Raw genomic sequence first — 23,733 nt, 5'->3', positions numbered from 1 at the left:
GCTTTTAAATAACCTAAAATAATAAATCTATATGAAAGCTTTGGTAATAGGCGCTACAGGTGCTACTGGAAAAGATTTAGTACAGCAACTTCTGTTAGATAATGATTTTAATGAAGTCAATGTTTTTGTAAGAAAACCTCTCAATATTTATAATGACAAACTGCAAACTCATGTTGTAGATTTTGAGAAACCTGATGAATGGAAGGGTCTTGTTGCCGGCGATGTAGCTTTTTCATGTTTGGGAACCACTTTAAAAAATGCAGGAAGTAAAGAAGCGCAGCGAAAAGTTGATGTTGATTATCAGTATGAGTTTGCCAAAGCTGCCAAAGAAAATAATGTAGAAGACTACATTTTAGTTTCTGCTTATGGTGCTGATTCGAAGTCAAAAATATTTTATTCAAAAATGAAAGGAGAGCTTGAGCAAGCGGTAAGAAACTTGCATTTTAACAAAATTACCATCTTCAAACCCGGAATGCTGGAAAGAAAAGATTCTGAAAGAACCGGAGAGGTCTTAGGTAGCAGAATCATTAAGTTTGCCAACAAATTAGGACTATTTGAAAGTCAGAAACCATTGCCTACCGCAGTTTTAGCAAAAGCGATGATCAATGCTTCAAAAATTAAGAGCAACGGATATTCTAGTATAAAGCTGGGCAATATCTTTTGTTTTGCTGAAAAGAACCACTAATTACCTTAGTAAAATTAAAAAAGCTTAACAGAAATATCTATTAAGCTTTTTATTATAAAGTGAATGTATTAAAAATTATTTAGCCTGTAATTCAGCTTCTTTAGCTTTCATTTCTGCCACCTTAGGCTGGTTTTTCATGATTGCATAAATTTCTTTCAGTGTAATGACCGCATCAAGACTATCTGGTTTTGTCTGGTACCATTTTTCTGCATACGGTAGAGCTTTAGCAAATCTTTCTTTTCTTGCTTCAATTAACTCAGTAGCCTTATCAGAGTCTGTTTTTCTTACAGCATTGATTGCATCAACCGCTTTCGCATCATCGCCAATTACAGTATATACCAAATTTTGGTGAGCTTCTGCCATAGTAGGCTTTAGCTCTATAGCTTTTGTAAAAGAAGCGATTGCATCTGACTGGGTTGCTTCATTTTTGGATTGTAAAACTCCTAAATTATACCAATTGGTTGCATCATTAGGATTTTTTGCTATCTGTTGTTTTAGATTTGCCATAAACTCATCAGTTCTACCTGAAGCATATAGTGCACTACCCTGATATTCTTTTAATTTAGCATTGTTAGGATATTTTGCTAAACCCTTTTCGATAACAGCTAAAGCCTCGTCATTTTTTTTAGCATTTAAAAGTAAAGTAGATAATGTTTCATACATATCTGGCTCTACGCTTTTGGTCTGCTCGGTTTTATATTCGGTATAATCTTTTGAACCTGTTTTCTTCAAAGTTTCCCAAATATCTTTGTTGAGAGAAACAACCTGACCTGTTTTGGCTTCTTTTGCTGTATATTGTGTCTGTACACCTGTAAAGCCGGAGTTTACCAATTCAGTATAAATCTTGATTGCCTCATCAACATTGTTTGCCAATGCATGACTGATCCCTGCATAATACATATAAATTTTATCATCATTTCCATTAGTTTTCAACAAATTGTACAGTTCTATAAATTTTGGAGCTGCAACAGTATAATTTTTTGCATTATACGCATCAAAAGCAACTTTGCTTGATTCCTGTACTTGTGCGTTGACATCTTTTGCATCTTTTTTTTGTGCAAAAGCTAATGACGACAGCGTTATTGCTACACTTAAAATTAACTTTTTCATAGGTGAATTTTTAACTATATTAATGATTATTCAGAATCAGAATCAGCTTCATTTTCTGAATTATTATTTTCTACATTATTTTCTGCTGAAGATTCATCGTCATTAGAAGCAATATTCTCTTGCGTTTCTTCACTTTCCAATTCTTCTTCTGCAACATCTTTGTCCATTTCTACTTTTGCAATGGCTGCAATTTCATCATTCTTTTTAAGGTTGATCATTCTTACACCCTGAGTATTTCTGCCCATTACTCTCATTTCATCCATATTCATTCTAATGGCAACACCGGATTTGTTGATAATCATTAAACCGTCATCATCTGTAACATTCTGAATGGCGATCAAATTACCTGTTTTTTCGGTAATATTCAAGGTAATAACTCCTTTTCCTCCTCTGTTGGTAATTCTGTAATCTTCCACTGCGGTACGTTTTCCGTAACCTTTTTCAGATACCACAAGCACGGTTTCGCGCTCTACATCGTTTACAACAATCATTCCAATTACTTCATCTTTCTCTTCCATGGAAATACCACGTACTCCGATAGATCCTCTTCCTACCTCTCTTACTTTTTCTTCCGGGAATCTAATACATTTACCATTTTTGGTGGCAATCATAATCTGAGATTCTCCGTTGGTAAGATAGGCACTCAACAACTGATCATTTTCTCTGATTTCTATGGCATTAATACCGTTTACTCTCGGTCTGGAGTAAGCTTCAAGAGAAGTTTTTTTGATGGTTCCGTTTTTGGTGATCATCACAACACTCATCTGATTGATATAATCTACATCTTTCAGATCATTGGTTCTGATGTATGCTTTGATTTTATCATCAGGCTCAATATTGATTAAGTTCTGTACCGCTCTTCCTTTTGCCGTTTTAGAACCTTCAGGAATTTCAAATACTCTCAGCCAATAACATTTACCTTTTTCGGTAAAGAACAACATATATTGGTGGTTGGTCGCAGAAACAATATATTCTAAGAAATCTGAATCTCTCGTAGTTGCGGCTTTGTTCCCAACTCCACCTCTGCTTTGAATTTTATATTCTGAAAGCAATGTTCTCTTTACATAACCGGCGTGTGAAATGGTAAGAACAACCGCTTCATTCGGGATGATATCTTCGATAGACATTTCACCTCCGGAATAGTCGATCTCCGTTCTTCTTTCGTCGCCGTATTTTTCTTTAATTTCAATTAATTCATCTTTAATAATCTGGAATCTTCTCGGTTCGTTTGCCAAAATATCTTCCAAATTGCTAATTTCTTTCATAATTGCTTCATATTCGTCACGGATTTTATCAAGCTCCATTCCTGTAAGACGAGCTAAACGAAGATCAAGAATAGCCTGAGCCTGAATTTCAGACAAATCAAATTCCTGAATAATTCCTTCTTTTGCTGCTTGCGGAGTGGCACTGTGGCGGATAATTGAAATTGCTTTATCCAAAGAATCCTGAGTACCGATCACTTTCATGAAACCTTCAAGAATGTGGGCTCTTTCTCTTGCTTTTCTAAGCTCATATTCCGTTCTTCTTACGATAATAACGTGTCTGTGCTCAACAAAGTGATGGATAATATCTTTTAAGTTCAATTGCTCAGGTCTTCCGTGTACCAATGCAATATTATTAACACTGAAAGATGTCTGAAGTGAAGTGTACTTGTATAATAAGTTTAAAACTACATTAGGAATTGCATCATTTTTCAATTCATAAACAATACGCATCCCGTTTCTGTCAGATTCATCTCTTATTTCAAAGATTCCCGGAATTTTTTCCTCTTTTACCAACTCAGCTGTTCTGGCAATCATCTCAGCTTTGTTTACTTGGTAAGGTATCTCGGTTACAATAATTGCATTTCTGTTGTGTACTTCTTCAAAGCTTACTTTTGCTCTGAGAACCACTCTGCCTTTTCCGGTATGGAATGCATCTCTTACGCCATCATACCCATAGATGATACCACCTGTCGGAAAATCAGGAGCAACAATATGCTGCATTAGCTCATCAATTGTAATCTCTCTGTTGTCAATATATGCAGTAATGGCATCTATGGATTCAGATAAGTTGTGAGGCGCCATATTGGTTGCCATACCTACTGCGATACCGGAAGTACCGTTTACCAAAAGATTCGGGATTTTAGTAGGCATTACGGTTGGTTCCTGCAAACTGTCATCGAAGTTATTCTGGAAATCTACCGTTTCTTTATCTAAATCTGCTAAAATTTCGTCAGATATCTTTTTAAGTCTTGCTTCTGTGTAACGCATTGCTGCAGGTGGATCACCATCCATAGAACCGAAGTTACCCTGACCGTCAACCTGCGGATAACGCAGACTCCAAGGCTGTGCCATTCTTACCATCGCATCATAAACGGAAGAATCTCCGTGCGGGTGATATTTACCCAGAACATCACCAACGATTCTGGCTGACTTCAAATATTTTCTGTTTGAAAAAACTCCCAAACCATACATACCATAAAGTACTCTTCGGTGTACCGGTTTAAGACCGTCTCTTACATCAGGTAATGCTCTCGAAACAATAACCGACATTGAATAATCAATGTAAGATGATTTCATTTCATCAACAATGTTGATAGGAATTAATCTTTCTCCTTCTTTTTGCATATATAAGTTTTATTATAATGATAATCAGACTTTTAAAAATATGCCTGAAAACAATTTATTTTCAAATTTTAATAACGGGCTAAGTTACAAAATTTTTGACGATTTTTGCCTGAGAATTTTATCAAAATATCTTAAAAAATATTAAATTATGAGCGTATTGAGTTTAACTTTTCATTGCATAAAAAGCAATATAACAGAATGGGAAAAATATGTAGATGAAACTTTGATTCTAATGACAGAAAACCTGATGGATGTAGATCAATACATTCTTTCTGAAGTAGATAGTGACTATATAGAGGAAGGGAAAAATTATAATCTTTTGCTGATTTTTACAGATAATGAAAAAAGAGAAGAATTTATGAAAAGCGAATTATTGAATATAACAGAGAGAATTGAGAGCAGATTTGGCGATCAGATAATGATCTTTAATACATCGCTGAATCCAATTAAAAAAATGCTGTAAATCATAAAACCCCTTGTTTAAAGGGGTTTTTGTTTATTTATTATACAGCATATTTCTTTGAATAATAAATACTTCCTAGGAAGCTGTCTTTTGATGTTTCCGTTTTCTTTTCTAAACTTCCGTGTCTTGGGTGAGGTGGTTTCGGAGGTTTTGGAGGTCTTGGTGGCGGATGGCAGGCTGCAAGTGCGAATGTAATAGCAAATACAACGAGAAATTTAAGTAGATTTTTCATATTTCGTCTGTTTGATTTTTCTTAATCAATCAAGCCGAATGCCAAAGATATCGGTTTAATAATAAAGCATCCGAAAAAGGATGCTTTTGATTATCTTCTGTGTTTGTTATGATGCGGTTTGTGCTTGTAATGTCCATGTCCATGACCTCTTTTTTGAATATATCCTTTTTTTATTTGTCCAGGAGGAGCGCCTTTCCGACCCGGATGGCTGTGTACAATACAGGAAGTCAGCATAGCAAAAACAACTGTAATTCCCATTATTTTCATTAATCCTTTCATATCTATCATTTTAAAACTGATTTGGATAGGTACAATCATAATGCCAAATGATTTTATGTAATGCAGATATGTTATGATATTTGTATTTCAGTTATTATATATAAGACACAAGATTAAATTAAAGTTTTCCTCTGTTCTTTAAGAGTCATAAATCTGCCCTGATCTTATTATTCATATATTATTTCATAGACCAACGCTTTCACTGCGTTTTTCGAGCATAACAAGGTCTTTCCATACGCCATGCAGCATACCTACTTTTTTTCTTATTCCAACCATCCGAAAGCCATTTTTCTGATGAAACTTTATTGAAGACTCATTTTCCGGGAAAATATTAGACTGCAAAGTCCAGAAACCGTGATGTTCGCTGTCAGTAATTAATTTTTTTAAGAGTAAAGTACCCAAACCTTTGCCTAAATATTGCTGATCCAAATAAATACTTACCTCTGCAACACCTTTAAAACATGCTCTTTTGCTTACAGGCTTCAAAGCACACCAACCTATTACAAGATTACTGTCATTTTCCAAAACCCATTTGCATTCGCTGAAAAAGCTTGTATTCCATTCTTCAGCGCTTGGTAATTCTGTATCGAATGTAGCGATTCTGCTATCAATTCCCTGTTGGAAAATTTCCAATACTCTTCTTTCATCCTGCGGAAGCATTTCTCTTATTTCGTAGTTCATTTTACTGATGTTTTACTAATTTGTTGTTACCGTTTCACAGCCAAATTTAGATAATAAAAAGCAACAAAAAAACTGCTTTTTCAAGCAGTTTCATATACAATTATTTTTACAAAATTATCTATTGGCGATATCCAGTCTTACAGGCATTACAAATGATGAAGCCAGCATATTGTCATTCAGTTTGTCAGAATCAATTTTATATTGAAGATGAGACAAAACATTTTCTATCTCTCTGCTTACATTTTTGCAGTCTCCCTTAGAGCGGACATTGACGATTTTTCCATTTTCAGCAATGTCAAATTTTACTTCAGAATTTACAATTCCTTCTTTGTAGTCAGAATTAGTAAAATCGAAATTTTGTATCAGCAACTTCTTGATTTCTGCAAAAGCATCATTTTTGCTGATTAGTACTTCTTCAATTGTATTGCTATTTTTCATCTGAGTCTGAGCCTTTGCAGTGTTAGTTACCGCTGTAAATCCGAAAATGATAAATGTTCCTATTACTATTTGAATTCTATTTTTCATATGTCTTTGATTTTTAATAATTAAACTTTCTTATATCAAAGATATGTAAAAATATTCATATTAATTTCATATTCAGTTAACATTCGGTTAACATTGGAATTTAATGATTTGATAATCAGTAGTTTATTTATTAATTTTTTTCAAAAAATTAATATTGGAAAGATATATTTACTGGTTAAACTTCAATTAATTTAGCATTAATACAATAAGATCAATATTTATTAAATAATTTAATTCTTTAATATTTAAAATTTCATTAAAGAAAATCGGCGAAACATAATTGCTTCGCCGACTAAAAATAATAATATGATGTTAATTAATGCATTAAGATACTGTTTAAGCTCATAAAATATTACTTCGTCCAATTAATTCTTTTTGTCTGAAGATTCTGAGAATCTGTTCCTACCATAATATCAAATTCTCCACTTTCCCAATCATAATTAAGCTGGTCGTCATAAAATTTCAAATTTTCGGGAGTCAAAGTAAAACTGATGGTTTTGGTTTCACCTTTTTTAATGAAAACTTTCCGGAAATCTTTCAATTCTTTTACAGGTCTTACCACTTTTCCGTAAAGATCTCTGATATATAATTGAACCACTTCTTCCCCATTGTAATTTCCGGTGTTGGTAACATTTACACTGATGTTTAAAGTCTGATTACCTTTAAGATTTGTCGAACTTAAATTCATATCAGAATATTTAAATTGGGTATAACTTAATCCGTAACCAAACGGAAATTTCGGGTCATTATCCAAATCAATATAAGCTGAAACATAGTTTCTGTCGGTAATATTTTTTGCAGGTCTTCCCGTGTTATAATGATTATAATACACAGGAATCTGTCCCTCCGTTCTTGGGAAAGTCATCGGAAGTTTCCCACCCGGATTTACCGTCCCGAAAAGAACGTCCGCAATAGAATTTCCGGCTTCTGTTCCCAGCCACCAAGTATACATAATTGCTGGAACATTATCTGCAGCCCAATCAAAAACTAAAGGTCTTCCTGCGTTGATCATTAAAACGATAGGTTTTCCTGTTTTGGCAATTTCTTTTAAAAGATCTTCCTGAACTCCGGAAAAGTGAATATTGCTTCTGCTTTTTGCTTCACCGCTCATGGCGTGACCTTCTCCTAAAGTCATGATCACAACGTCTGCTTTTTTCGCTGTTTCTACCGCTTCCGCAAACATTGATCTGTCCTGATCATCTACATTTGCGCCTTTTGCATACAATAAAGTCGAATTTTTATCCAATTGATTTTTAATTCCGTCAAACTGCGTTACAATTCTTTGGTCATCATCTTTAAAAGCCACCGACCAGAATCCGTGGTTTGCAGAAGTTTCCTTTCCAAAAGGTCCGATTAGAGCAATCGTTTTTACAGACCTTGAAAGAGGTAAAATATTTTTCTCATTTTTAAGCAAAACAATGCTTTTTGAGCCAAATTCTCTTCCAAATTTTCTGTTTTCCTGATTATTAGTCTGTTCCTGCTGTCTTTTTTTGTTGCTAAATTTGTAAGGATCATCAAATAATCCCATTTCAAATTTTTTAACTAAGATTCTTCTTGCCGCATCATCAATCAATTTTGGATCAACTTTTCCTTCTTTAACGAGATTAGGAAGTTCAGCCATGTAAGCCCGGCTTTCCATATCCATATCGCTTCCTGCGATAATTGCCTTTTCTGCTGCTTCTTTATTGTCTTTTGCATAGCCATGAGGAACCATTTCGCCAATGCTCCCCCAATCTGAAACCACAAAACCATTGTAGTTCCATTTTCCTTTTAATAAATCTCTTAAAATGTATTGGTTAGCCGTTGCGGGAATTCCGTTGATATCATTAAAAGAGTTCATAAAAGTTGCTACTCCCGCTTCTGCAGCCGCTTTGAAAGGAGGAAGATAGGTTTCGTTCAGTTGTCTTAAACTCATATCAACAGAATTGTAATCTCTCCCGCCTACTGCTGCTCCGTAAGCTGCAAAATGCTTTGCACAAGCCATAATTGCATCCAGACTTCCAAGACCTTTTCCCTGAAAACCTTTGATTCTTGCCAAACCAATCTGCGTTCCCAGGTAAGTATCTTCACCCGAACCTTCCATTACTCTTCCCCATCTCGGATCTCTTGCAATGTCGACCATCGGTGCAAAAGTCCAGTGAATTCCGTAAGCCGAAGCTTCGGTTGCTGCAATTCTTTCGGATTTTTCAATTAATTTTAAATCCCAGCTTGCTGCCTGACCTAAATTCACAGGAAAGGTTGTTCTATACCCATGAATCACATCCTGACCGAACAATAAAGGAATTTTCAATCTTGATTTTAAAGCTAATTCCTGAAATTTTCTGGTTTCTTCTGCTCCGGAAACATTCAGCATTGAGCCTACTTTTCCCTGTTTTATTTCATTTAAAACATTCGCAGAATTGGAATTTTGCGGACCTGTTGCGTATTCAAACCCTGAATACTGAACAAGCTGTCCTACTTTTTCCTCCAACGTCATTTTAGATAAAAGTTCAGAAACTTTCTGATCAATTGTCTTTTGTGCGAACGCATTAATTCCAAATACTGTAAATGCTAATATGAAATATATCTTCTTCATTTATAATTAGTTTTGGTACTTTTTATATGCAAAATCTGCAAGGATTTTTAATAAATAATGCTTTTGATTTTTAAGCTCACTAAGAAATTCTACTTTACAAAGAGAACAAAGTTTTATCAATCAATAATAGCTTTAATTTAAAAAATATATGTCGCAACAGAACTTCCGGCAATTATAAGGAGAGCTGTTTTTTGATTATATTTTATATTAAAACTTTCATCTGATTTATTATTATTTTGAACAATTAAAACCGTTTTTCCTTCAGGAGTTTTAAAAGCAACCGTAGCTAAATTTTCGGTTTGTGTAGATGCTATTCTCTGAGAATTTGCAGGAACAAATTTTGAAGCATGAGCAATAATATAATATCCCACATTTTTTGCGAAATTTTCTTTATCCAAAACTGTAATTGCACCTTTACACTCTGTACAACCTCCTGGAGTATGTGGTTTAAATTCAGAATCATTGGCAAGATTCCATTCTAAAGCAATTTTACTCCAGTTTCTCATAGAGCCAATAACAACGTTTTTCGTATGCCAGTTTAAATCTTCTTTGAAAGTTCCTTTTGCACCCGTCCATTGTTCAGTGAAGTATAAATTTTTATTTGGATGAGCATCATGAACTGTACTTAATGCTGAAATATCACCTTCATATAAATGAAAAGCTGAACCGTCGATATATTGGTTAGCCTCAGCATCATTTAAAATATTGATTGCATATTCAGGCTTGTTACAATTATGATCATAAACAATAATTTTAGTTTTAATATTATTTGATTTAAAAATCGGACCTAAACTTTGCTTAATGAAATCTCTTTGCTGATCTGAAACCATTAGCAAACTAGGATTATTTCCCGGATGTAACGGTTCGTTTTGAGGAGTTATAGCATCAATAGTAATTCCTTCTTTCTGCATTCCCTGAATATATTTCACGAAATATTTTGCATAAATATCATAATATTCGGTTTTCAAGCTTCCTCCAATGGTACTTCCATTGCTTTTCATCCAGACAGGAGGCGACCAGGGAGCTGCAATGATTTTGATTTTCGGATTGATTGCTAAAATTTCTTTTAACATTGCAATTAAATCTTTATCTCTTTCTAAACTAAATTTTGAAAGTGAAACATCGGTTTCTCCTTTCGGCAGATCATTATAAGAGAAAACTTCGCTATCTAAATCTGAAGCACCAATGCTTAAGCGTAAATAACTTACAGAAATAGAATTCTCCTCATTTCCAAAAAGTTCTTGAAGTAAAGTTTTTCTTTTTTCTGATGAAAGACGATTAATTACTTCTACACTACCACCTGTTAATGTAAATCCGAAACCGTCAATAGATTGAAACTTTTGTGTATCGTCAATTTCAATATTTTGAATGTTATTCGAGAAATTTAGAAAACTTACTGGTTTTTGCTGTTGTAATTTTATGCTTTCATCTCCTTTTGTAAGCCAAACCTGAATTTGATTTTCTTTATTTGAAGAAAATGACTTACAAGATGATAATGGCAAAAGTACCACACCGCTAAATAGCAGTGCAGTACTTTTTAAAAAGAAACTATATAAAATTTGAAACTTCATTTTTAATAATTAGGATTTTGTACCAAAGCTGTGTTGGTAAGCTCATTAAAAGGAATTGGTAAAATTTCATTTTTCCCTGCAGTGAATCCTCTTGTTCCCAATTTTGCCGGAGCATCTCCCCATCTTACTAAGTCAAAAAATCTGTGACCTTCTCCAGCTAATTCTCTTCTTCTTTCGTCTTTAATAGCCTGCATTGAAACAGGTACTGAAGCCAAACCAACTCTTGCACGTACAGCATCTAATAATGCCTGAGCGCGTGTTCCTGATGCATTTAATGCTTCTGCTTCCATAAGATATGTATCTGCAAGTCTTATTGCCATATAATTTTGACGGAAATTCAGCTCTGTTGTACCAGGCAAATTAGATTTATCTGCTTCTCTGGGCATAAATTTATTAAGGAAATATCCTGTATCTTTATATCCCCCAGAATAAGTAATTTTGCCATCCTGAACTAGTTTTTTAGCATTAAAAACGGTAGCTTCTAATCGAGGATCTCCTTGCATAAAATTAAATAAATCTTCAGTCATAGGATTAAAACCCCATCCAGAAACCATCTCAGGTGCATTATTTGCCGGAGCACCTGCAGGAGGCACTACTTTACCATATGAAATAATACCTATCATTTGATTAACAGAATTTCCTTCATCTTTTCCAGAACCCCAGAAACTCCAGTCAGAATTTCCTTTGTTGGTATGCATTACTTCCAAAATAGATTCTGTAGTAAACTTATTATCAATTACCCATAGGTCTGCATAATTCGCAACAAGTTTATATCCATATTGGCTTGTTCCTCCGGGAGTTCCATTCACCAATTCAAACTGAGCTGCAGCATCACTATATTTCTTATTATACAGATAAATCTTTCCCAAAATTGCTCTTGCAGTTCCTTGTGTTATTCTACCTTTTTCTGCTCCACCTGTAGTCATTGGTAAATCTGAAATTGATGCTAAAATATCTGATTGTATTTGATTATAAATTTCAGCTACAGTTGCTTGTGGAATATTATAATAATCGTCATTTGATTTAATAGGTTTAAGAATCAATGGAACTTTCCCAAACATTCTTACCAATTCAAAATAATAAAGTGACCTTAGTGTCTTTGCTTCTGCAATAAATCTTTTTCTGGTCTGATCATTCATAGTTGCATTGGGAATTCTATCAACCAACAGATTTGCTCTAGCAATTCCCTGATAATAATCTCTCCAATAACTTGCAGGCATAATAATAGGATTGATTGTAAAATTTGACATTCCCTGTATACCAGCACCATCAGTTGAGCTTCCGCCTCCGGAATAAAAATCATCCGATGCTGCGTTAAAGAATGTAACATCATTTTCAAAACCTCCAGAATACTTTCTCAGAAGATCATAAACTGCAACTAAGCCACTAAATGATTGTTCTTCATTTTTAAAATAATTTTCTGTATCGAATGTCCCTGTATTTTTTACATCTTCAAGATTGGAATCATTACAAGAAATAGCTCCGAAAGTAGCTCCAGCCAAGAGCAAAACAGATAAACTTTTATATATAAATCTTTTATTTTTCATTTTTTATAAAATTAAAATTGAACATTAGCGCCAAACAAAAAAGTTCTGGCTTGTGGATAATAAGCTCTATCAATACCAAAAGTATCTCCCCCGGCAATTTCAGGATCGTATCCTGTGTATTTTGTGAATGTAACAATATTTTCACCTGTCACATAGAATCTCACTTTTGAAGCACCAATTGTTTCAGAAATATTTTTAGGGAGTGTATATCCAATCTGTACTAATTTTAAACGCAGATAATCACCTTTTTGAAGATAATAATCAGACATTCTTGTATAGTTTTGATTAGGATCATCTCTTGTAACTCTGGCAATGGTATTAGAAGTTCCTGCACCAGTCCAACGATCTAAAATTGCAGTCTGATAATTAGCATCCTGAATATCTAATCTTCTCAATCCTTGGAAAATTTTGTTTCCAGCCTGCCCTTGAGCAAAAATCATAAAATCGAAATTTTTGTAATTCATGTTTAATGTAAATCCAAAAGTGTATTTTGGAACTGAATTACCTAGATTTACATAATCATCTTCTGTAATTTTACCATCGCCATTTACATCAGTACGTTTAAAATCTCCAGGTTTTGCATTAGGCTGAATTAAACCTCCATTTGCATTTTTATAAGCATCAATTTCTGCTTGTGTCTGGAAAATTCCTGCATTTTGATATCCGTAAAATGAACCATAAGGAGAACCTACTTGTAGTCTAGAAACAGCTCCCATAGATTGAAAAGATGCAAAATTTTCGAACTTTTTACCATCTTCTAATCTTGTTATCTCATTTTTAAGATATCCGAAGTTTCCGTTAGCACTCATTCCGAAGTCGTCCCAATTCTTTTTATATCCAAGACTTACTTCCAGACCATCATTATTCATATCACCAATATTTCTCCACGGGTTATTTGTTACTCCAACATAGCCTGGAATATTAACTCTTCTTAAAATATCTGTTGATTTTTTTCTGTAAACATCTACTGTAAGGTCAAAATTCTTAAATAATTTTAGATCAACTGCAAGGTTTAACTGAGAAGTTCTCTCCCACTTTAGATCTGGATTTTCTAGTGTACTAGGAGCGTATCCTATATTAATGTTATTGTTACCAAATGAATAGTTACTTCCCGGAATTAAAAAACTTGCAAACTGAAAATCATCAATGCCATCATTACCTAAAACTCCATATCCTCCTCTTAGTTTTACGCTATTAACAATATTGTTTTCTCTCCAGAAATTTTCATTAGATAAATTCCATCCTAACGACATTGCCGGGAAATTTCCCCAATGGTTATTTCTACCGAATTTTGAAGAGCCGTCTCTACGCATTGTTCCTGTAAACAAGTATCTGTTTTTGTAGTCGTAAACTAATCTCACAAAATAAGATGTTTTATGAGTTTCTTTACCATCCCATGCATTACCAGTTCTGTTTTCCGGAGAAATATCAAAATTGAATGAAGCGTCTTCCCAACTGTTAACAGGCAAATTGGTATAGGTTGTATTTTGTCCAGATGCTATATTAAATTCGTAATAACCTTGTCCTAATAGCACATTTAAATTATGATCTCCGAATTTGTTCTGATAATTAACTGTATTCTCAGTATTCCAATCAAATCGCTTTTGAGTTTCTCTGAAAAGACTGTTGAAAGTATCATTTTTATAAGATGGGCTTAAATAGAATTTAGGACTAAAACCCTGATTCCCCCAGTATGATAATTTACCGTTTAAACTTGATTTGAAAGTAAAATGATTTAAAAACTTAGCCTCTGCAAAAACATTAGCTATAAAATCATCTGAATATCTCGTTCGCCCAAGTTGTGTCTGCTGAAATGCTAATGGATTAGACATTTCTTTATTTACATAATGTGAAATTCCATAGGGATTTCCCATTGCATCTCTTATTATGAAAGGATTATTATAATCACTTGGAAAAGCTTGGTTAGCAATACCATTTGTAACTATTACAGGAGTAATAGGATCTAAATTAATTGCTGAACTAAGAGGTCCGCCAAATTCGCCGTTTTCATTAATTCCTTGAGCCTTTACATGCGTATAAGCCAAAGTTTGCCCAATTGTAAGCCAATCAAGAACTTTATGTGTTGAATTAATCCTCGCATTCAATCTTTTGTAATTCGAAATATTGCGCATTACAATACCTTGCTGCTCATATAATCCGAAAGAGGTGTAAAAAGTAGATTTATCACTTCCTCCACTGATGCTAAAGTCGTGAGATGAGCGTTGAGCACTGTTAAAGATAACATCTTGCCAATCTGTTCCTCTGCCATATGATGAAGGATCTGAAAATAAAGGATTTCGTCCGTCATTTACGTTTGCCTCGTTCATTATTGTTGCGTACTGAGAAGCATCAAGCAGATCAAGCTTTTTCGCAGCATTTCCAACACCGAAAAACCCATTGTAAGAAAAGTTCAATCTTCCTTTTGCTCCTTTTTTAGTAGTAATAAGAATTACTCCTCTCGCAGCAGAAACCCCATAGATTGCAGCAGAAGCACCATCTTTTAGAATTTCTATCCCTTCAATATCCGCCTGATTAAGCCAGGCAATATTATCCACCACGATACCATCTACAACCCAAAGTGGATCATTACTTCCAGCCCCAAAACTCGTAATACCACGTACTCTTACGGTTGCAGCCGAACCTGGCTGTCCTGAATTTGATATTACTGATACCCCTGCAGCGCGACCCTGCAAAACCTGTTCTGGTCTTCCGGTTGGAATATCTTCAATATCTGAAGCTTTTAAACTCGATATTGCTCCCGTCACATTACTCTTTTTCTGAGTACCATAACCAATCATTACTACTTCTTCAATTTTTTGTTCCTTTTGAATTGTGTCTGTAGTTGTGTTTTGGGCATTGAAATTTGCAGTAAAATAAAGCACTGCAATTGCTCCCAAACTTCTTGATATTTTTACATTCATATACAGTTAGTTTTTTAATTCTCAAATTGAGACAATAAAAATATATATTTTTTTTAATTATTAACATTTATTTAATAATTATTTTAATTTTTCCAGTATTTTTGGGAACTGAAGGCAGGTCTGAAAGGCAAAAAAATCTTAAAAACTGTCATTAAAAAGTTAAAATATTTCTCTAAAATGATTACTAAGCATCCAAATATTTCACTTCCGCTAAAGCTTACTTTCCTTATTTTCTCAATGGTGCTCAACTGCATGGGCATTATAATTCTGCAGCTTTCAGACGAAAAAATCAACTATAATAAGCTGGGCTTTTTAGAATCTTTCAAAGATATTCCTATTGCGATTATTTCACTTTTTGCTGTAGGATTTATCAGCCGTTTCGGAACAAAAAAATCTTTGATATTTTCACTTCTTTTAGTTGGAGTCTGCTCTCTTATTTTACCTTTTGTTGAAGTTTTTTGGTTTTATAAATTATGGTTTGCCATTATCGGAACATGTTTTGCGCTCGGAAAAATCTGTGTTTACGGAATCATTCGCAACAATATGATCGAAGAAAAATCGCTGGCAAAAACCATGAATAGTGTGGAAGCTGCTTATATGGTAGGTATTTTTGTTGTAAATATGGGTTTCGGGCTGCTTATTTCGAGTAAATTCGGGGAGTTTTGGAAATTCGGTTTTATGTTTATCTCACTTATATCATTTGTTACGGTTTACTTATTTTCGGTGATCAAAATTAGTGAACCTTCAAAAATAAAAGCCACTCTCCTTCCCGATCTCTCAGGTTTTGGAAAACTTCCCATTATATTTTTTTTAGCCGTAATCTTTTTTATTGTTTTTACCGAGCAGAGTTTCAATTCGTGGCTTCCAGCATTTTACAAAGATCATTTCAAAGTCAATTCCTTTTTTGCACTTCAGGCAACCTCTTTTTTAGCTGTATTTTCCTATATAGGACGAGCTTTAACTTCAAAAATAATTCAGCGTTTTCCTTTACACCGCTATTTTATTGGCTGTGTTTTACTTATTATTGTTGTTTTAGTTAGTATCTCGGTATTGCTTTTCTTTTTTCCCGATAATTCATCGGTTTTAGTATATATTTTCCCTTTAATAGGGCTTTTTCTTTCTCCACTTTACCCTGTAATCAATGCAAAAATGATTGCAAAAATTGATAAAGATAAAATTAATACTTTCACTTCACTGATTGTAATATTCTCTTCTTTGGGAAGTTCAGTTAGTTCAATGACAATTTCAATATTATTTGAAAATCAGCTGCTTAACTATTACTCAATATATGTATTGTCAGCAGTTACAGTTATTTTGGTACTTTCTTTTTTCTATTTTAGACTTCTCGCAAGAAAAATTTAAAAAATAATTTTATTTTTACGAAATGAAAACTGACCATAATAAAAATATTGAGAGCCTTAAAGAACTTATTGACAGTAAGAATTTAATTCCTAATGTCTCTGTAGACTGTACTATTTTTGGTTTCCATGATAATATACTGAAGGTTTTGTTGCTAAAATATCACGATCTGAATCTCTATTCTCTTCCTGGTGGTTTTGTATTTCTTGATGAGGATCTCCGGGCAGCAGCGGAACGTGTATTATATGAAAGAACTCATCTTAAAGGTCTTTTTCTGGAGCAGTTCCATACTTTTGGAAGAGTAAACCGTACTGAAAACAATGTACATAAAACCTTAATTAATAATAAAGGACTGGATGTACCGATGGATCACTGGATCTTGCAGAGGTTTATTACTGTTGGTTATTGTAGTCTGATAGATTTTTCACTTGCCAATACTTTTCCGGATGCGTTCAATGAATCCTGTGCTTGGTTTGAAGTAAGCAAGCTTCCTGAAATGGCATTTGACCATGACAGAATTATAGGAGAAGGTTTGAATCATCTCCGCAAGAATATTGATACGCAAATCGCAGCCAGTAATCTTTTGCCGGAAAAATTTACCATGAAGGATCTTCAGTGCTTATACGAAACTATTTTAGGTGAAAGCCTAAGAAGAAATAATTTTCAGCGCAAGATACTAAGCACCAATTCTTTAGAAAGAATGGAAAAATTGTATGACGGATCTGCCAATAAAGCTCCGTATTTGTATAGATTTTTGAAAAAATAACAAAGAAAATTTTTTTCCCCAACCTTACAAAAAAATCTTATTTTTAGGAAAATTAAATCTCATGTCATATTATCCGCTTACAAGCATCCCGGATTATTTTGGAATTGATGCTCTACTTACCGAAGAACACAAACTTATACGCCAATCTGTAAGAGACTGGGTTGAAAGTTTTGTAATGCCTAATATTGATGAAGCTGCTCAAAATCATACAGATTTACCCAATCTGATGAAAGAATTAGGGAAAATCGGTGCTTTGGGACCTTACATTCCTGAAGAATACGGAGGTTCAGGTCTTGATCAGATTTCTTATGGTTTAATAATGCAGGAATTGGAAAGAGGTGATTCTGCGGTACGCTCTGCTGCCTCAGTGCAGAGTTCGCTGGTGATGTTTCCGATAAACGAGTTTGGTTCTGAAGATCAAAAAAGAAAGTATCTCCCTCAGTTAGCTTCGGGAGAAATGATCGGATCATTTGGTTTGACTGAACCTAATCACGGTTCAGATCCTGGCTCCATGGAAACTTATTTTAAAGATATGGGAGATCACTATCTTTTAAATGGGGCAAAAATGTGGATTACCAATGCACCACTTTGTGATATTGCCGTAATTTGGGCTAAAAATGAAGAAGGAAAAGTACAGGGTTTAATTGTTGAAAGAGGAATGGAGGGCTTTACAACGCCTGAAACTCATAATAAATGGAGTCTGAGAGCTTCTAAAACAGGTGAACTCGTATTTAATAATGTGAAAGTTCCTAAGGAAAATCTTCTTCCCGGTGTTACAGGACTGAAAGGACCTTTATCTTGTTTAAATTCTGCCCGTTACGGGATTTCCTGGGGAGTTATAGGTGCAGCAATCGACTGTTATTGTACTGCTGTACAATATTCTAAAGAAAGAAAACAATTCGGAAAGCCTATTGGCTCTTTTCAGTTGCAACAGAAAAAACTGGCTGAGTTTTTAACGGAAATTACTAAAGCACAGTTACTTTGTCTGCAATTAGGGAATTTGAAAAATGATCATAAAGCTTCACCCGCTCAGATTTCTATGGCAAAAAGAAATAATGTAAAAATGGCAATTGATATTGCCAGAGAATCTCGTCAGATTTTGGGCGGAATGGGAATCATGGGAGAATTCCCGATGATGCGTCACGCTGCCAATCTTGAGTCTGTCATTACCTACGAAGGAACGCACGATGTTCATTTACTAATAACAGGTCTTGATATTACAGGATTTAATGCGTTCTAAATTAAGCACACACCTTCAAGGTTTTCAAAACTTTGAAGGTGTTTTCTCAAAAATTATAATTCTTTATATTTTCGAGAAAACTTATATCAGGATTCAGAATTTCCAAAATTAAATTCTGAATAGAAACCATTGCATCATCAAGATTTCCCTGAGCAAATTCCAGTGATACTACTCCCTTTTTGGCATCTGCAAAACTCCAGATTCCGGTCTCAACAGGGTAACCCCAAAATTCAGGTAAGCTTTGAATAACATACTGATAAAGACAAAGTTGCATTGCCTGCTTTCTTTCGCTGTTCTGAAAATAATCTGACTGGTTTAGCTCATCAATCTTTACCGTGAGATTTTTTGTTTTTGCTGTTTTATAATCAATAATTCTTATTGTCCCGTTAAGTTTATCAATTCTGTCAATAAAGCCAAAAAACGAAACTTTATCAGTTTTTTCGTTATTCAGATAAAAATCAATATTTTCAAATCTTTTTTCGATGTCTACAATTTCTAGTGTATTTCCTGATTTTATCAATTCGAGGTCATAACTGAGGATGTTTAGAATCACTTTTCTGGCAATTGCTTTATGGATGAAATTCATTCCTTTGTCATAAAACTCCGGCTGGTGTTTCAGCTTTTCAATAGCAATGTTGATGAATTCATCTATTCGTTGAATAGATGTTTGTAAGTCATTATTTTTTAATATTTTACCTTTAATGTTTTCATATATTTCTTGAAGTGTATAGTGTACTAAATTACCATAATTTCTGATGGATAATTCTTCTTCAATTTCATCGGTTTCTGATGTGTTCAGAACTTTTGAAAGATAAAAATCTATAGGATTGTACAAATAACTGGTAAGATGAGACGCTGAAACTTTCTCTTTCCATTTTGAAAGCTGCTGAAGCACAATTGGAGTCTTCAAAATTTCAATTGGTTTATTGATAATAGGATCAGAAGAATTTTCAACTATAATATGATTGATCTGATGATGACTTTCCATCTCAATCTGTGTGATAAATCGGCTTTTTTCCCCAGTGTTAACTCCCGAACTTAACGCATTAAAAAGCAAGTGTATATTTTTTGCATCTTGGAGAAGACGGTAAAAATGATACGCATAAATGCTGTCGTTTTCCAGAAAAGTATGCAGATCAAAATGTCTTCTTATATCAAAAGGGATGTAGGTATTTTGTGAGTTTCCAAGCGGTAATTTGCCTTCATTCACAGAAAGAAGGATTACATTTTCAAAATTAAGAAGTCTGGTTTCCAAAAGCCCCATCACCTGAAGTCCTTTAAGAGGTTCCCCAATAAAATCAATACTTTCTGAATTGATATGCTGATTGATAAGAATCTCAAGGGTTTCCATTTTTATTTCAAAACCATACGGAGTAATCTGGTTTTTGATCAGCCGGAAAGCATTTTCAAAATGAGACACATTTTCGTACTGTATATCATCCAGCTGAAGCCATTTGATCTGTTGGCAGAAATTAATAAGATTATCTAAAAATTGATATTCTGACTCAGCTTTCTGCAGAAGGTCGAAGTACGAAAGATTTCCTAGTAGTTCTTTCAGGAGTTTTTGAGAAATATAAACAATATTCCTTTCTTCTATTTTAGATTTAAAATGAATAATAATCTGGTCATCTTCATCCGACTTCGGAAGTTCTTCCAATATTGGAAATAAATCTCTGTAATAATATGAAGTTTTATTTTTTTCTAGCTGTTTTTGCAAGTAAAATAATTGTTTTACTGCATTCGAGAATGAAAGATTTTTAAGCGGAAACCCCATTGTAATATTGAGATTTTCCACTTCATGCATAACATCCAGAGTTGCAGGGAGAAGGTTTTCATCCAGCAATACAACAGCTGTATTGGTAAATGTCTTATTGTTAATATCTTTAAAAATCTCAGGTAAAATTTTGGTCTGAGTAACATTTCCCGAAACTTCGTATACATTGATATTTTTTGACTGATTAAAGTCATCTTCTATCCAATGAAATGCACGGCTATCATTGAATTCCTTCCACATTTTATGGTTTCTGAGAAATTTCCCGGCTTCCTGCCTTTCATCATCAAAATAATACCGGTCAGCCTGAAAAAAACATTGTGCCTTATCCCACTGTAAAAGGTTTCTTATCAGTTTTTCTTCTACAGGCGTAAATGCATTAAAGCCGCAGAAAACAAATGTGTCATTGCTGTTTTTGGCAAAATCCTGAATTTTAAGTTTTGCCAGTTCATGAATCATTCCCGGAGTTGCCCAGTTTTTTTCCTGTAGTTTCTTTTTTAGCTCAGGTAAAAATATATTCATATTCCTCCAGAAATTGAGGAATTTTTTACGCGGAACTTCATCATCTCCCAGATCTTGCGCCCATTCTTTAATGCGCTCTTCATCAAACATATACTGCAAAACAGCTTCATCATTTTCAGAAAACTTCAAAATATCATCCCAGTCCTTTTGTAATGTGGGAAACCATTTTAAGAATTCAGAGAAATCATCATTAGGAATAAGATGTAAACTTTTATATACTTCAAATGCAAAAAGCCACAGCGAAATTCCGTCTATGGTTTGCTGGTCTACAATTTTGATAATTAATTCTTCAATCGTAAAAAAATCAGGAAGAAAGCCTGAATATTGGCGATCTTCTAGAATCTGACGTATGAAAACTATAGGTCTTTTACCTGGTAAAATAATGTTAAACTGTGACAGATCATTGTTTTGAGCTAATAATTCGTCAATTATTTTGTTTAAGAATTTCACAGTTTTTGGTAAGGTTTTAATTGTTCCAGATCTTCGGCAATCTTGATGTTATATTCAGTTTGTTTTTCTTTATTCATGCCGTGTTTGGTATTTTTATCATACTCAGCCTGATAATTTCTATATTCGGAAGATATTTTTGCGTAGATAGCTCTGAAATATTTATTAAAATCACTTGTATTTTTAATTTTTGCAGCCACTTCTTTTCTCAGTTTTCTTGCGTGAATTTCGGCTATATCAAAATGCTTTTGCTCATGAACAAGAACATAGTCATTGATTCTTTTGTCATCTTTCCAGGACTTATCTTCATTAAAAATAGTTTGGATCTCAATTTTTACAGGAACTTTAGGATCACTTGATGTAATTACTGAATATTCCCATCCACAATGTGTATAAGCTACCACATCGGCACTTCCAAGATTATTTGTTTTACTTCTGAAGTTTTCCCAAACCAGTTTTTTGTTTTCTTTCCATTCAATTTTCTGAGCAGAAAAGAAATTAAACATTACAAGAAAAATAACAAATAAATATTTCATTAATTAACAACGATTTTTTTCGTAATCCAGGTATTATCACCAGTCCAAAACCTAAAGGTGTAAATTCCTTTTTTTTGCGGACTGAAGTTGATTTGATTCGCTGCTGAATATTCTACTTGCGGACAGGTGCCGTTGGTAAAATATTGATATGCAGTTATATCTCTTTCAGTTTCTCCTGAATGAATATAATCATATCCATAAAATCCCTGACATTTTGATTGATATTTTGAATAAGTTCTGATACTTTGAACCGAAAATACGGACATTGTATCACTCACTATTTTTACACTGTCTATTTTTACCTTTTCTACAGATTCTATCGTTTCATAGTCTTCGTCTTCTTTACAGGAAATAACAGATAATCCCAAAAAAGATGTTATTAAACAGAATTTTAATAGAGATTTCATGATGGCGTATTGGTTTTGAAATTTAAAATCAGCAAAAATTATTCCTAATAACTGCCGAATTATGAATTGAAATTACCTTTTGATAAATAAACTACTTTTTTTGTTTCGAAAAAATCTTCTTCAAAATAATTTTTCAGACTAAAAAGTTCGCACTTTAATCCTGCAAGTTCTTCTGCCAAATCTCCGCCTTTTAAATATAAAACGCCGTTATGTTTAGCATTAAATTGTTCTTTCTCAAATTTTCCTTTCAGCCAGCGCAAAAATTCAGGCATTTGGGTAACTGCTCTGCTTACAATAAAATGAAATTTATCTTTCACTTTTTCTGCTCTTCCGTGGATTGCAGTAAGATTTTCTAAACCTGTACCTTCGGCTACAGCATTTACAACCGTAATTTTTTTTCCAATAGAATCAATAAGGGTAAATTGTGTCTCAGGAAAAAGAATGGCTAAAGGAATTCCCGGGAAACCACCGCCTGTTCCTATATCCAGAATCTTTGTTCCGGGAGCAAATTCCATTACTTTCGCTATTCCTAAAGAGTGAAGTATGTGCTTTTCATAAAGCGAATCCATATCTTTTCGGGAGATAACATTTATTTTTTCATTCCATTCTTTATACAAATCTTCAAGTTTTGAAAACTGTTCAATTTGTTTATCAGATAAATTAGGAAAATACTTAAGAATAATTTGTATAGACATAAGCCGGTTGTAAAAAGCAAAAATACTGTTTTTATTGTCTCATCTCAAATTCATCAAGCATTTTACATAAATTCCAGCTTAATTATTTAGTTGCTTTTGGAATTCTTCTACATATTTTGCCAAATGAATACCGTCTGCAAGACCATGATGAGCTTCAATAGAAACCGGCATCATTTTTTTGCCTTCCCGAATAATAAATTTACCAAAAGCAATTTTCGGGATACATTCTTTAGGATCAAAATTCGTCGGATGTAAAATTGTGCTAAAGGAATTCCACGGAATTGTCGTATGACGAATATGATTAATTGGTAGACTGTCATTACTGATTCCCAGACCAACAGAGTTTTGAACTATTTTTATTTGCTCCTGCAGTCTTTCATTAAAAGTCTTAAAATCTTCAGAATAATGAAAAAATGAAAATCCGAATGTTCCGTCTTCTCTTCCAATGGTACTTCCGACATGAACATCATCAAATAAAATAACTTGGTCATCAACCATTCTCAATTTCAGTTCATCTACAGAATTAATAGCAACCATTGATTTATAAAGATAATAAGCAAAAAAAGAATATCCGTTTTCTTTGGCAGTTTTATAAGCTTGGGTACAGTCTACCTCTGTCGTAAACCCGAAATACGGACTTTTCATTTTAGAGAAAAATTCAAAATGTTCTTTTCTGTTCCAGCTCTCAATATCTATTACCTTCATTCATTTATTTTTCTGCAAATTTCTGCATTATAATTTTAAATTGACCATCAGTCATTTAAAATTTGGTCAGTTTTTTGAATATTCAGA

Annotated in this window: 20 protein-coding genes; 5 read left to right on the top strand and 15 right to left on the bottom strand. The window is 33.8% G+C overall.

What is annotated here, in order from left to right; translation table 11 throughout:
• Nucleotides 1–31: 31 nt before the first annotated feature.
• Nucleotides 32–685 (top strand): NAD(P)H-binding protein, encoded by a 654-nt coding sequence (locus FOL89_RS15920; RefSeq protein ID WP_144283759.1) that lies wholly within the window; start codon nt 32–34, stop codon nt 683–685.
• 75 nt (nt 686–760) lie between these two features.
• On the opposite strand, the gene FOL89_RS15915 is transcribed toward FOL89_RS15920, so the two are convergent.
• Nucleotides 761–1,795 carry a tetratricopeptide repeat protein gene (locus FOL89_RS15915; protein WP_144283758.1) on the bottom strand — a complete coding sequence of 345 codons (1,035 nt, stop codon included), beginning with the start codon at nt 1,793–1,795 and terminating at the stop codon, nt 761–763.
• A 26-nt stretch (nt 1,796–1,821) separates the two neighbouring features.
• Nucleotides 1,822–4,404 carry a DNA gyrase subunit A gene (gyrA, locus tag FOL89_RS15910; protein ID WP_144283757.1) on the bottom strand — a complete coding sequence of 861 codons (2,583 nt, stop codon included), beginning with the start codon at nt 4,402–4,404 and terminating at the stop codon, nt 1,822–1,824.
• 148 nt (nt 4,405–4,552) lie between these two features.
• Here gyrA and FOL89_RS15905 point away from each other — a divergent pair, with 148 nt between their 5' ends.
• Entirely contained in the window at nt 4,553–4,867 is a 315-nt protein-coding gene (locus FOL89_RS15905) for a DUF4286 family protein (RefSeq protein ID WP_144283756.1), read from the top strand.
• 40 nt (nt 4,868–4,907) lie between these two features.
• On the opposite strand, the gene FOL89_RS15900 is transcribed toward FOL89_RS15905, so the two are convergent.
• The 8 genes from FOL89_RS15900 to FOL89_RS15865 form a co-directional block, all read right to left on the bottom strand.
• On the bottom strand, nt 4,908–5,099 hold the full coding sequence (locus tag FOL89_RS15900) for a hypothetical protein (RefSeq protein ID WP_144283755.1): 192 nt from the start codon (nt 5,097–5,099) through the stop codon (nt 4,908–4,910).
• Nucleotides 5,100–5,189: 90 nt separating this feature from the next.
• Nucleotides 5,190–5,417 carry a hypothetical protein gene (locus FOL89_RS15895; RefSeq protein WP_228444943.1) on the bottom strand — a complete coding sequence of 76 codons (228 nt, stop codon included), beginning with the start codon at nt 5,415–5,417 and terminating at the stop codon, nt 5,190–5,192.
• A 144-nt stretch (nt 5,418–5,561) separates the two neighbouring features.
• Nucleotides 5,562–6,059 carry a GNAT family N-acetyltransferase gene (locus FOL89_RS15890; RefSeq protein WP_144283753.1) on the bottom strand — a complete coding sequence of 166 codons (498 nt, stop codon included), beginning with the start codon at nt 6,057–6,059 and terminating at the stop codon, nt 5,562–5,564.
• A gap of 114 nt (nt 6,060–6,173) precedes the next feature.
• Nucleotides 6,174–6,584, bottom strand: a complete 411-nt coding sequence (locus tag FOL89_RS15885; protein WP_144283752.1) for a hypothetical protein — start codon at nt 6,582–6,584, stop codon at nt 6,174–6,176.
• 352 nt (nt 6,585–6,936) lie between these two features.
• Nucleotides 6,937–9,159 carry a beta-glucosidase BglX gene (gene bglX, locus FOL89_RS15880; RefSeq protein ID WP_144283751.1) on the bottom strand — a complete coding sequence of 741 codons (2,223 nt, stop codon included), beginning with the start codon at nt 9,157–9,159 and terminating at the stop codon, nt 6,937–6,939.
• Nucleotides 9,160–9,296: 137 nt separating this feature from the next.
• Complete coding sequence (locus tag FOL89_RS15875; protein ID WP_144283750.1) at nt 9,297–10,730, bottom strand: glycoside hydrolase family 30 protein; 1,434 nt, start codon at nt 10,728–10,730, stop codon at nt 9,297–9,299.
• 2 nt (nt 10,731–10,732) lie between these two features.
• Nucleotides 10,733–12,277, bottom strand: coding sequence for a RagB/SusD family nutrient uptake outer membrane protein (locus FOL89_RS15870; protein WP_144283749.1), 1,545 nt, complete (start codon nt 12,275–12,277; stop codon nt 10,733–10,735).
• A gap of 11 nt (nt 12,278–12,288) precedes the next feature.
• Nucleotides 12,289–15,198: a SusC/RagA family TonB-linked outer membrane protein gene (locus FOL89_RS15865; RefSeq protein WP_144283748.1), complete on the bottom strand. Its 2,910-nt coding sequence runs from the start codon at nt 15,196–15,198 to the stop codon at nt 12,289–12,291.
• A gap of 177 nt (nt 15,199–15,375) precedes the next feature.
• On the opposite strand from FOL89_RS15865, the gene FOL89_RS15860 reads away from it, so the two are divergent.
• The 3 genes from FOL89_RS15860 to FOL89_RS15850 all read left to right on the top strand — a co-directional run bounded on the left by FOL89_RS15860 (nt 15,376) and on the right by FOL89_RS15850 (nt 18,563).
• Nucleotides 15,376–16,560, top strand: a complete 1,185-nt coding sequence (locus tag FOL89_RS15860) for an MFS transporter (RefSeq protein ID WP_144283747.1) — start codon at nt 15,376–15,378, stop codon at nt 16,558–16,560.
• Between the two features lie 22 nt (nt 16,561–16,582).
• Nucleotides 16,583–17,323 carry an NUDIX hydrolase gene (locus FOL89_RS15855; RefSeq protein ID WP_144283746.1) on the top strand — a complete coding sequence of 247 codons (741 nt, stop codon included), beginning with the start codon at nt 16,583–16,585 and terminating at the stop codon, nt 17,321–17,323.
• A gap of 61 nt (nt 17,324–17,384) precedes the next feature.
• Nucleotides 17,385–18,563 (top strand): acyl-CoA dehydrogenase family protein, encoded by a 1,179-nt coding sequence (locus FOL89_RS15850; protein ID WP_144283745.1) that lies wholly within the window; start codon nt 17,385–17,387, stop codon nt 18,561–18,563.
• A 46-nt stretch (nt 18,564–18,609) separates the two neighbouring features.
• On the opposite strand, the gene FOL89_RS15845 is transcribed toward FOL89_RS15850, so the two are convergent.
• The 5 genes from FOL89_RS15845 to FOL89_RS15825 all read right to left on the bottom strand — a co-directional run bounded on the left by FOL89_RS15845 (nt 18,610) and on the right by FOL89_RS15825 (nt 23,646).
• Nucleotides 18,610–21,306 carry a PD-(D/E)XK nuclease family protein gene (locus FOL89_RS15845; RefSeq protein WP_144283744.1) on the bottom strand — a complete coding sequence of 899 codons (2,697 nt, stop codon included), beginning with the start codon at nt 21,304–21,306 and terminating at the stop codon, nt 18,610–18,612.
• On the bottom strand, nt 21,303–21,839 hold the full coding sequence (locus FOL89_RS15840) for a DUF922 domain-containing protein (protein WP_144283743.1): 537 nt from the start codon (nt 21,837–21,839) through the stop codon (nt 21,303–21,305). The genes FOL89_RS15845 and FOL89_RS15840 overlap by 4 nt, the downstream gene beginning before the upstream one ends.
• Entirely contained in the window at nt 21,839–22,246 is a 408-nt protein-coding gene (locus FOL89_RS15835; RefSeq protein WP_144283742.1) for a hypothetical protein, read from the bottom strand. The genes FOL89_RS15840 and FOL89_RS15835 overlap by 1 nt, the downstream gene beginning before the upstream one ends.
• A 59-nt stretch (nt 22,247–22,305) precedes the next feature.
• Nucleotides 22,306–22,941, bottom strand: a complete 636-nt coding sequence (rsmG, locus tag FOL89_RS15830) for a 16S rRNA (guanine(527)-N(7))-methyltransferase RsmG (protein WP_144283741.1) — start codon at nt 22,939–22,941, stop codon at nt 22,306–22,308.
• Nucleotides 22,942–23,019: 78 nt separating this feature from the next.
• Nucleotides 23,020–23,646 carry a chloramphenicol acetyltransferase gene (locus tag FOL89_RS15825; RefSeq protein ID WP_144283740.1) on the bottom strand — a complete coding sequence of 209 codons (627 nt, stop codon included), beginning with the start codon at nt 23,644–23,646 and terminating at the stop codon, nt 23,020–23,022.
• Nucleotides 23,647–23,733: the final 87 nt, after the last annotated feature.

Origin of the sequence: Chryseobacterium echinoideorum (assembly GCF_007474535.1) — a bacterium.
In the GTDB taxonomy this organism is placed as follows: Bacteria; Bacteroidota; Bacteroidia; order Flavobacteriales; family Weeksellaceae; genus Chryseobacterium; species Chryseobacterium echinoideorum.
This window is presented reverse-complemented; position numbering and strand designations above follow the sequence as displayed.

What these genes read in the sequence shown, in the direction of transcription:
- FOL89_RS15920 (WP_144283759.1), top strand. Translation starts at nt 32, where the DNA reads ATGAAAGCTTTGGTAATAGGCGCTACAGGTGCTACTGGAAAAGATTTA.
- FOL89_RS15915 (WP_144283758.1), bottom strand. Translation starts at nt 1,795, where the DNA reads ATGAAAAAGTTAATTTTAAGTGTAGCAATAACGCTGTCGTCATTAGCT.
- gyrA (WP_144283757.1), bottom strand. Translation starts at nt 4,404, where the DNA reads ATGCAAAAAGAAGGAGAAAGATTAATTCCTATCAACATTGTTGATGAA.
- FOL89_RS15905 (WP_144283756.1), top strand. Translation starts at nt 4,553, where the DNA reads ATGAGCGTATTGAGTTTAACTTTTCATTGCATAAAAAGCAATATAACA.
- FOL89_RS15900 (WP_144283755.1), bottom strand. Translation starts at nt 5,099, where the DNA reads ATGAAAAATCTACTTAAATTTCTCGTTGTATTTGCTATTACATTCGCA.
- FOL89_RS15895 (WP_228444943.1), bottom strand. Translation starts at nt 5,417, where the DNA reads ATGATTGTACCTATCCAAATCAGTTTTAAAATGATAGATATGAAAGGA.
- FOL89_RS15890 (WP_144283753.1), bottom strand. Translation starts at nt 6,059, where the DNA reads ATGAACTACGAAATAAGAGAAATGCTTCCGCAGGATGAAAGAAGAGTA.
- FOL89_RS15885 (WP_144283752.1), bottom strand. Translation starts at nt 6,584, where the DNA reads ATGAAAAATAGAATTCAAATAGTAATAGGAACATTTATCATTTTCGGA.
- bglX (WP_144283751.1), bottom strand. Translation starts at nt 9,159, where the DNA reads ATGAAGAAGATATATTTCATATTAGCATTTACAGTATTTGGAATTAAT.
- FOL89_RS15875 (WP_144283750.1), bottom strand. Translation starts at nt 10,730, where the DNA reads ATGAAGTTTCAAATTTTATATAGTTTCTTTTTAAAAAGTACTGCACTG.
- FOL89_RS15870 (WP_144283749.1), bottom strand. Translation starts at nt 12,277, where the DNA reads ATGAAAAATAAAAGATTTATATATAAAAGTTTATCTGTTTTGCTCTTG.
- FOL89_RS15865 (WP_144283748.1), bottom strand. Translation starts at nt 15,198, where the DNA reads ATGAATGTAAAAATATCAAGAAGTTTGGGAGCAATTGCAGTGCTTTAT.
- FOL89_RS15860 (WP_144283747.1), top strand. Translation starts at nt 15,376, where the DNA reads ATGATTACTAAGCATCCAAATATTTCACTTCCGCTAAAGCTTACTTTC.
- FOL89_RS15855 (WP_144283746.1), top strand. Translation starts at nt 16,583, where the DNA reads ATGAAAACTGACCATAATAAAAATATTGAGAGCCTTAAAGAACTTATT.
- FOL89_RS15850 (WP_144283745.1), top strand. Translation starts at nt 17,385, where the DNA reads ATGTCATATTATCCGCTTACAAGCATCCCGGATTATTTTGGAATTGAT.
- FOL89_RS15840 (WP_144283743.1), bottom strand. Translation starts at nt 21,839, where the DNA reads ATGAAATATTTATTTGTTATTTTTCTTGTAATGTTTAATTTCTTTTCT.
- FOL89_RS15835 (WP_144283742.1), bottom strand. Translation starts at nt 22,246, where the DNA reads ATGAAATCTCTATTAAAATTCTGTTTAATAACATCTTTTTTGGGATTA.
- rsmG (WP_144283741.1), bottom strand. Translation starts at nt 22,941, where the DNA reads ATGTCTATACAAATTATTCTTAAGTATTTTCCTAATTTATCTGATAAA.
- FOL89_RS15825 (WP_144283740.1), bottom strand. Translation starts at nt 23,646, where the DNA reads ATGAAGGTAATAGATATTGAGAGCTGGAACAGAAAAGAACATTTTGAA.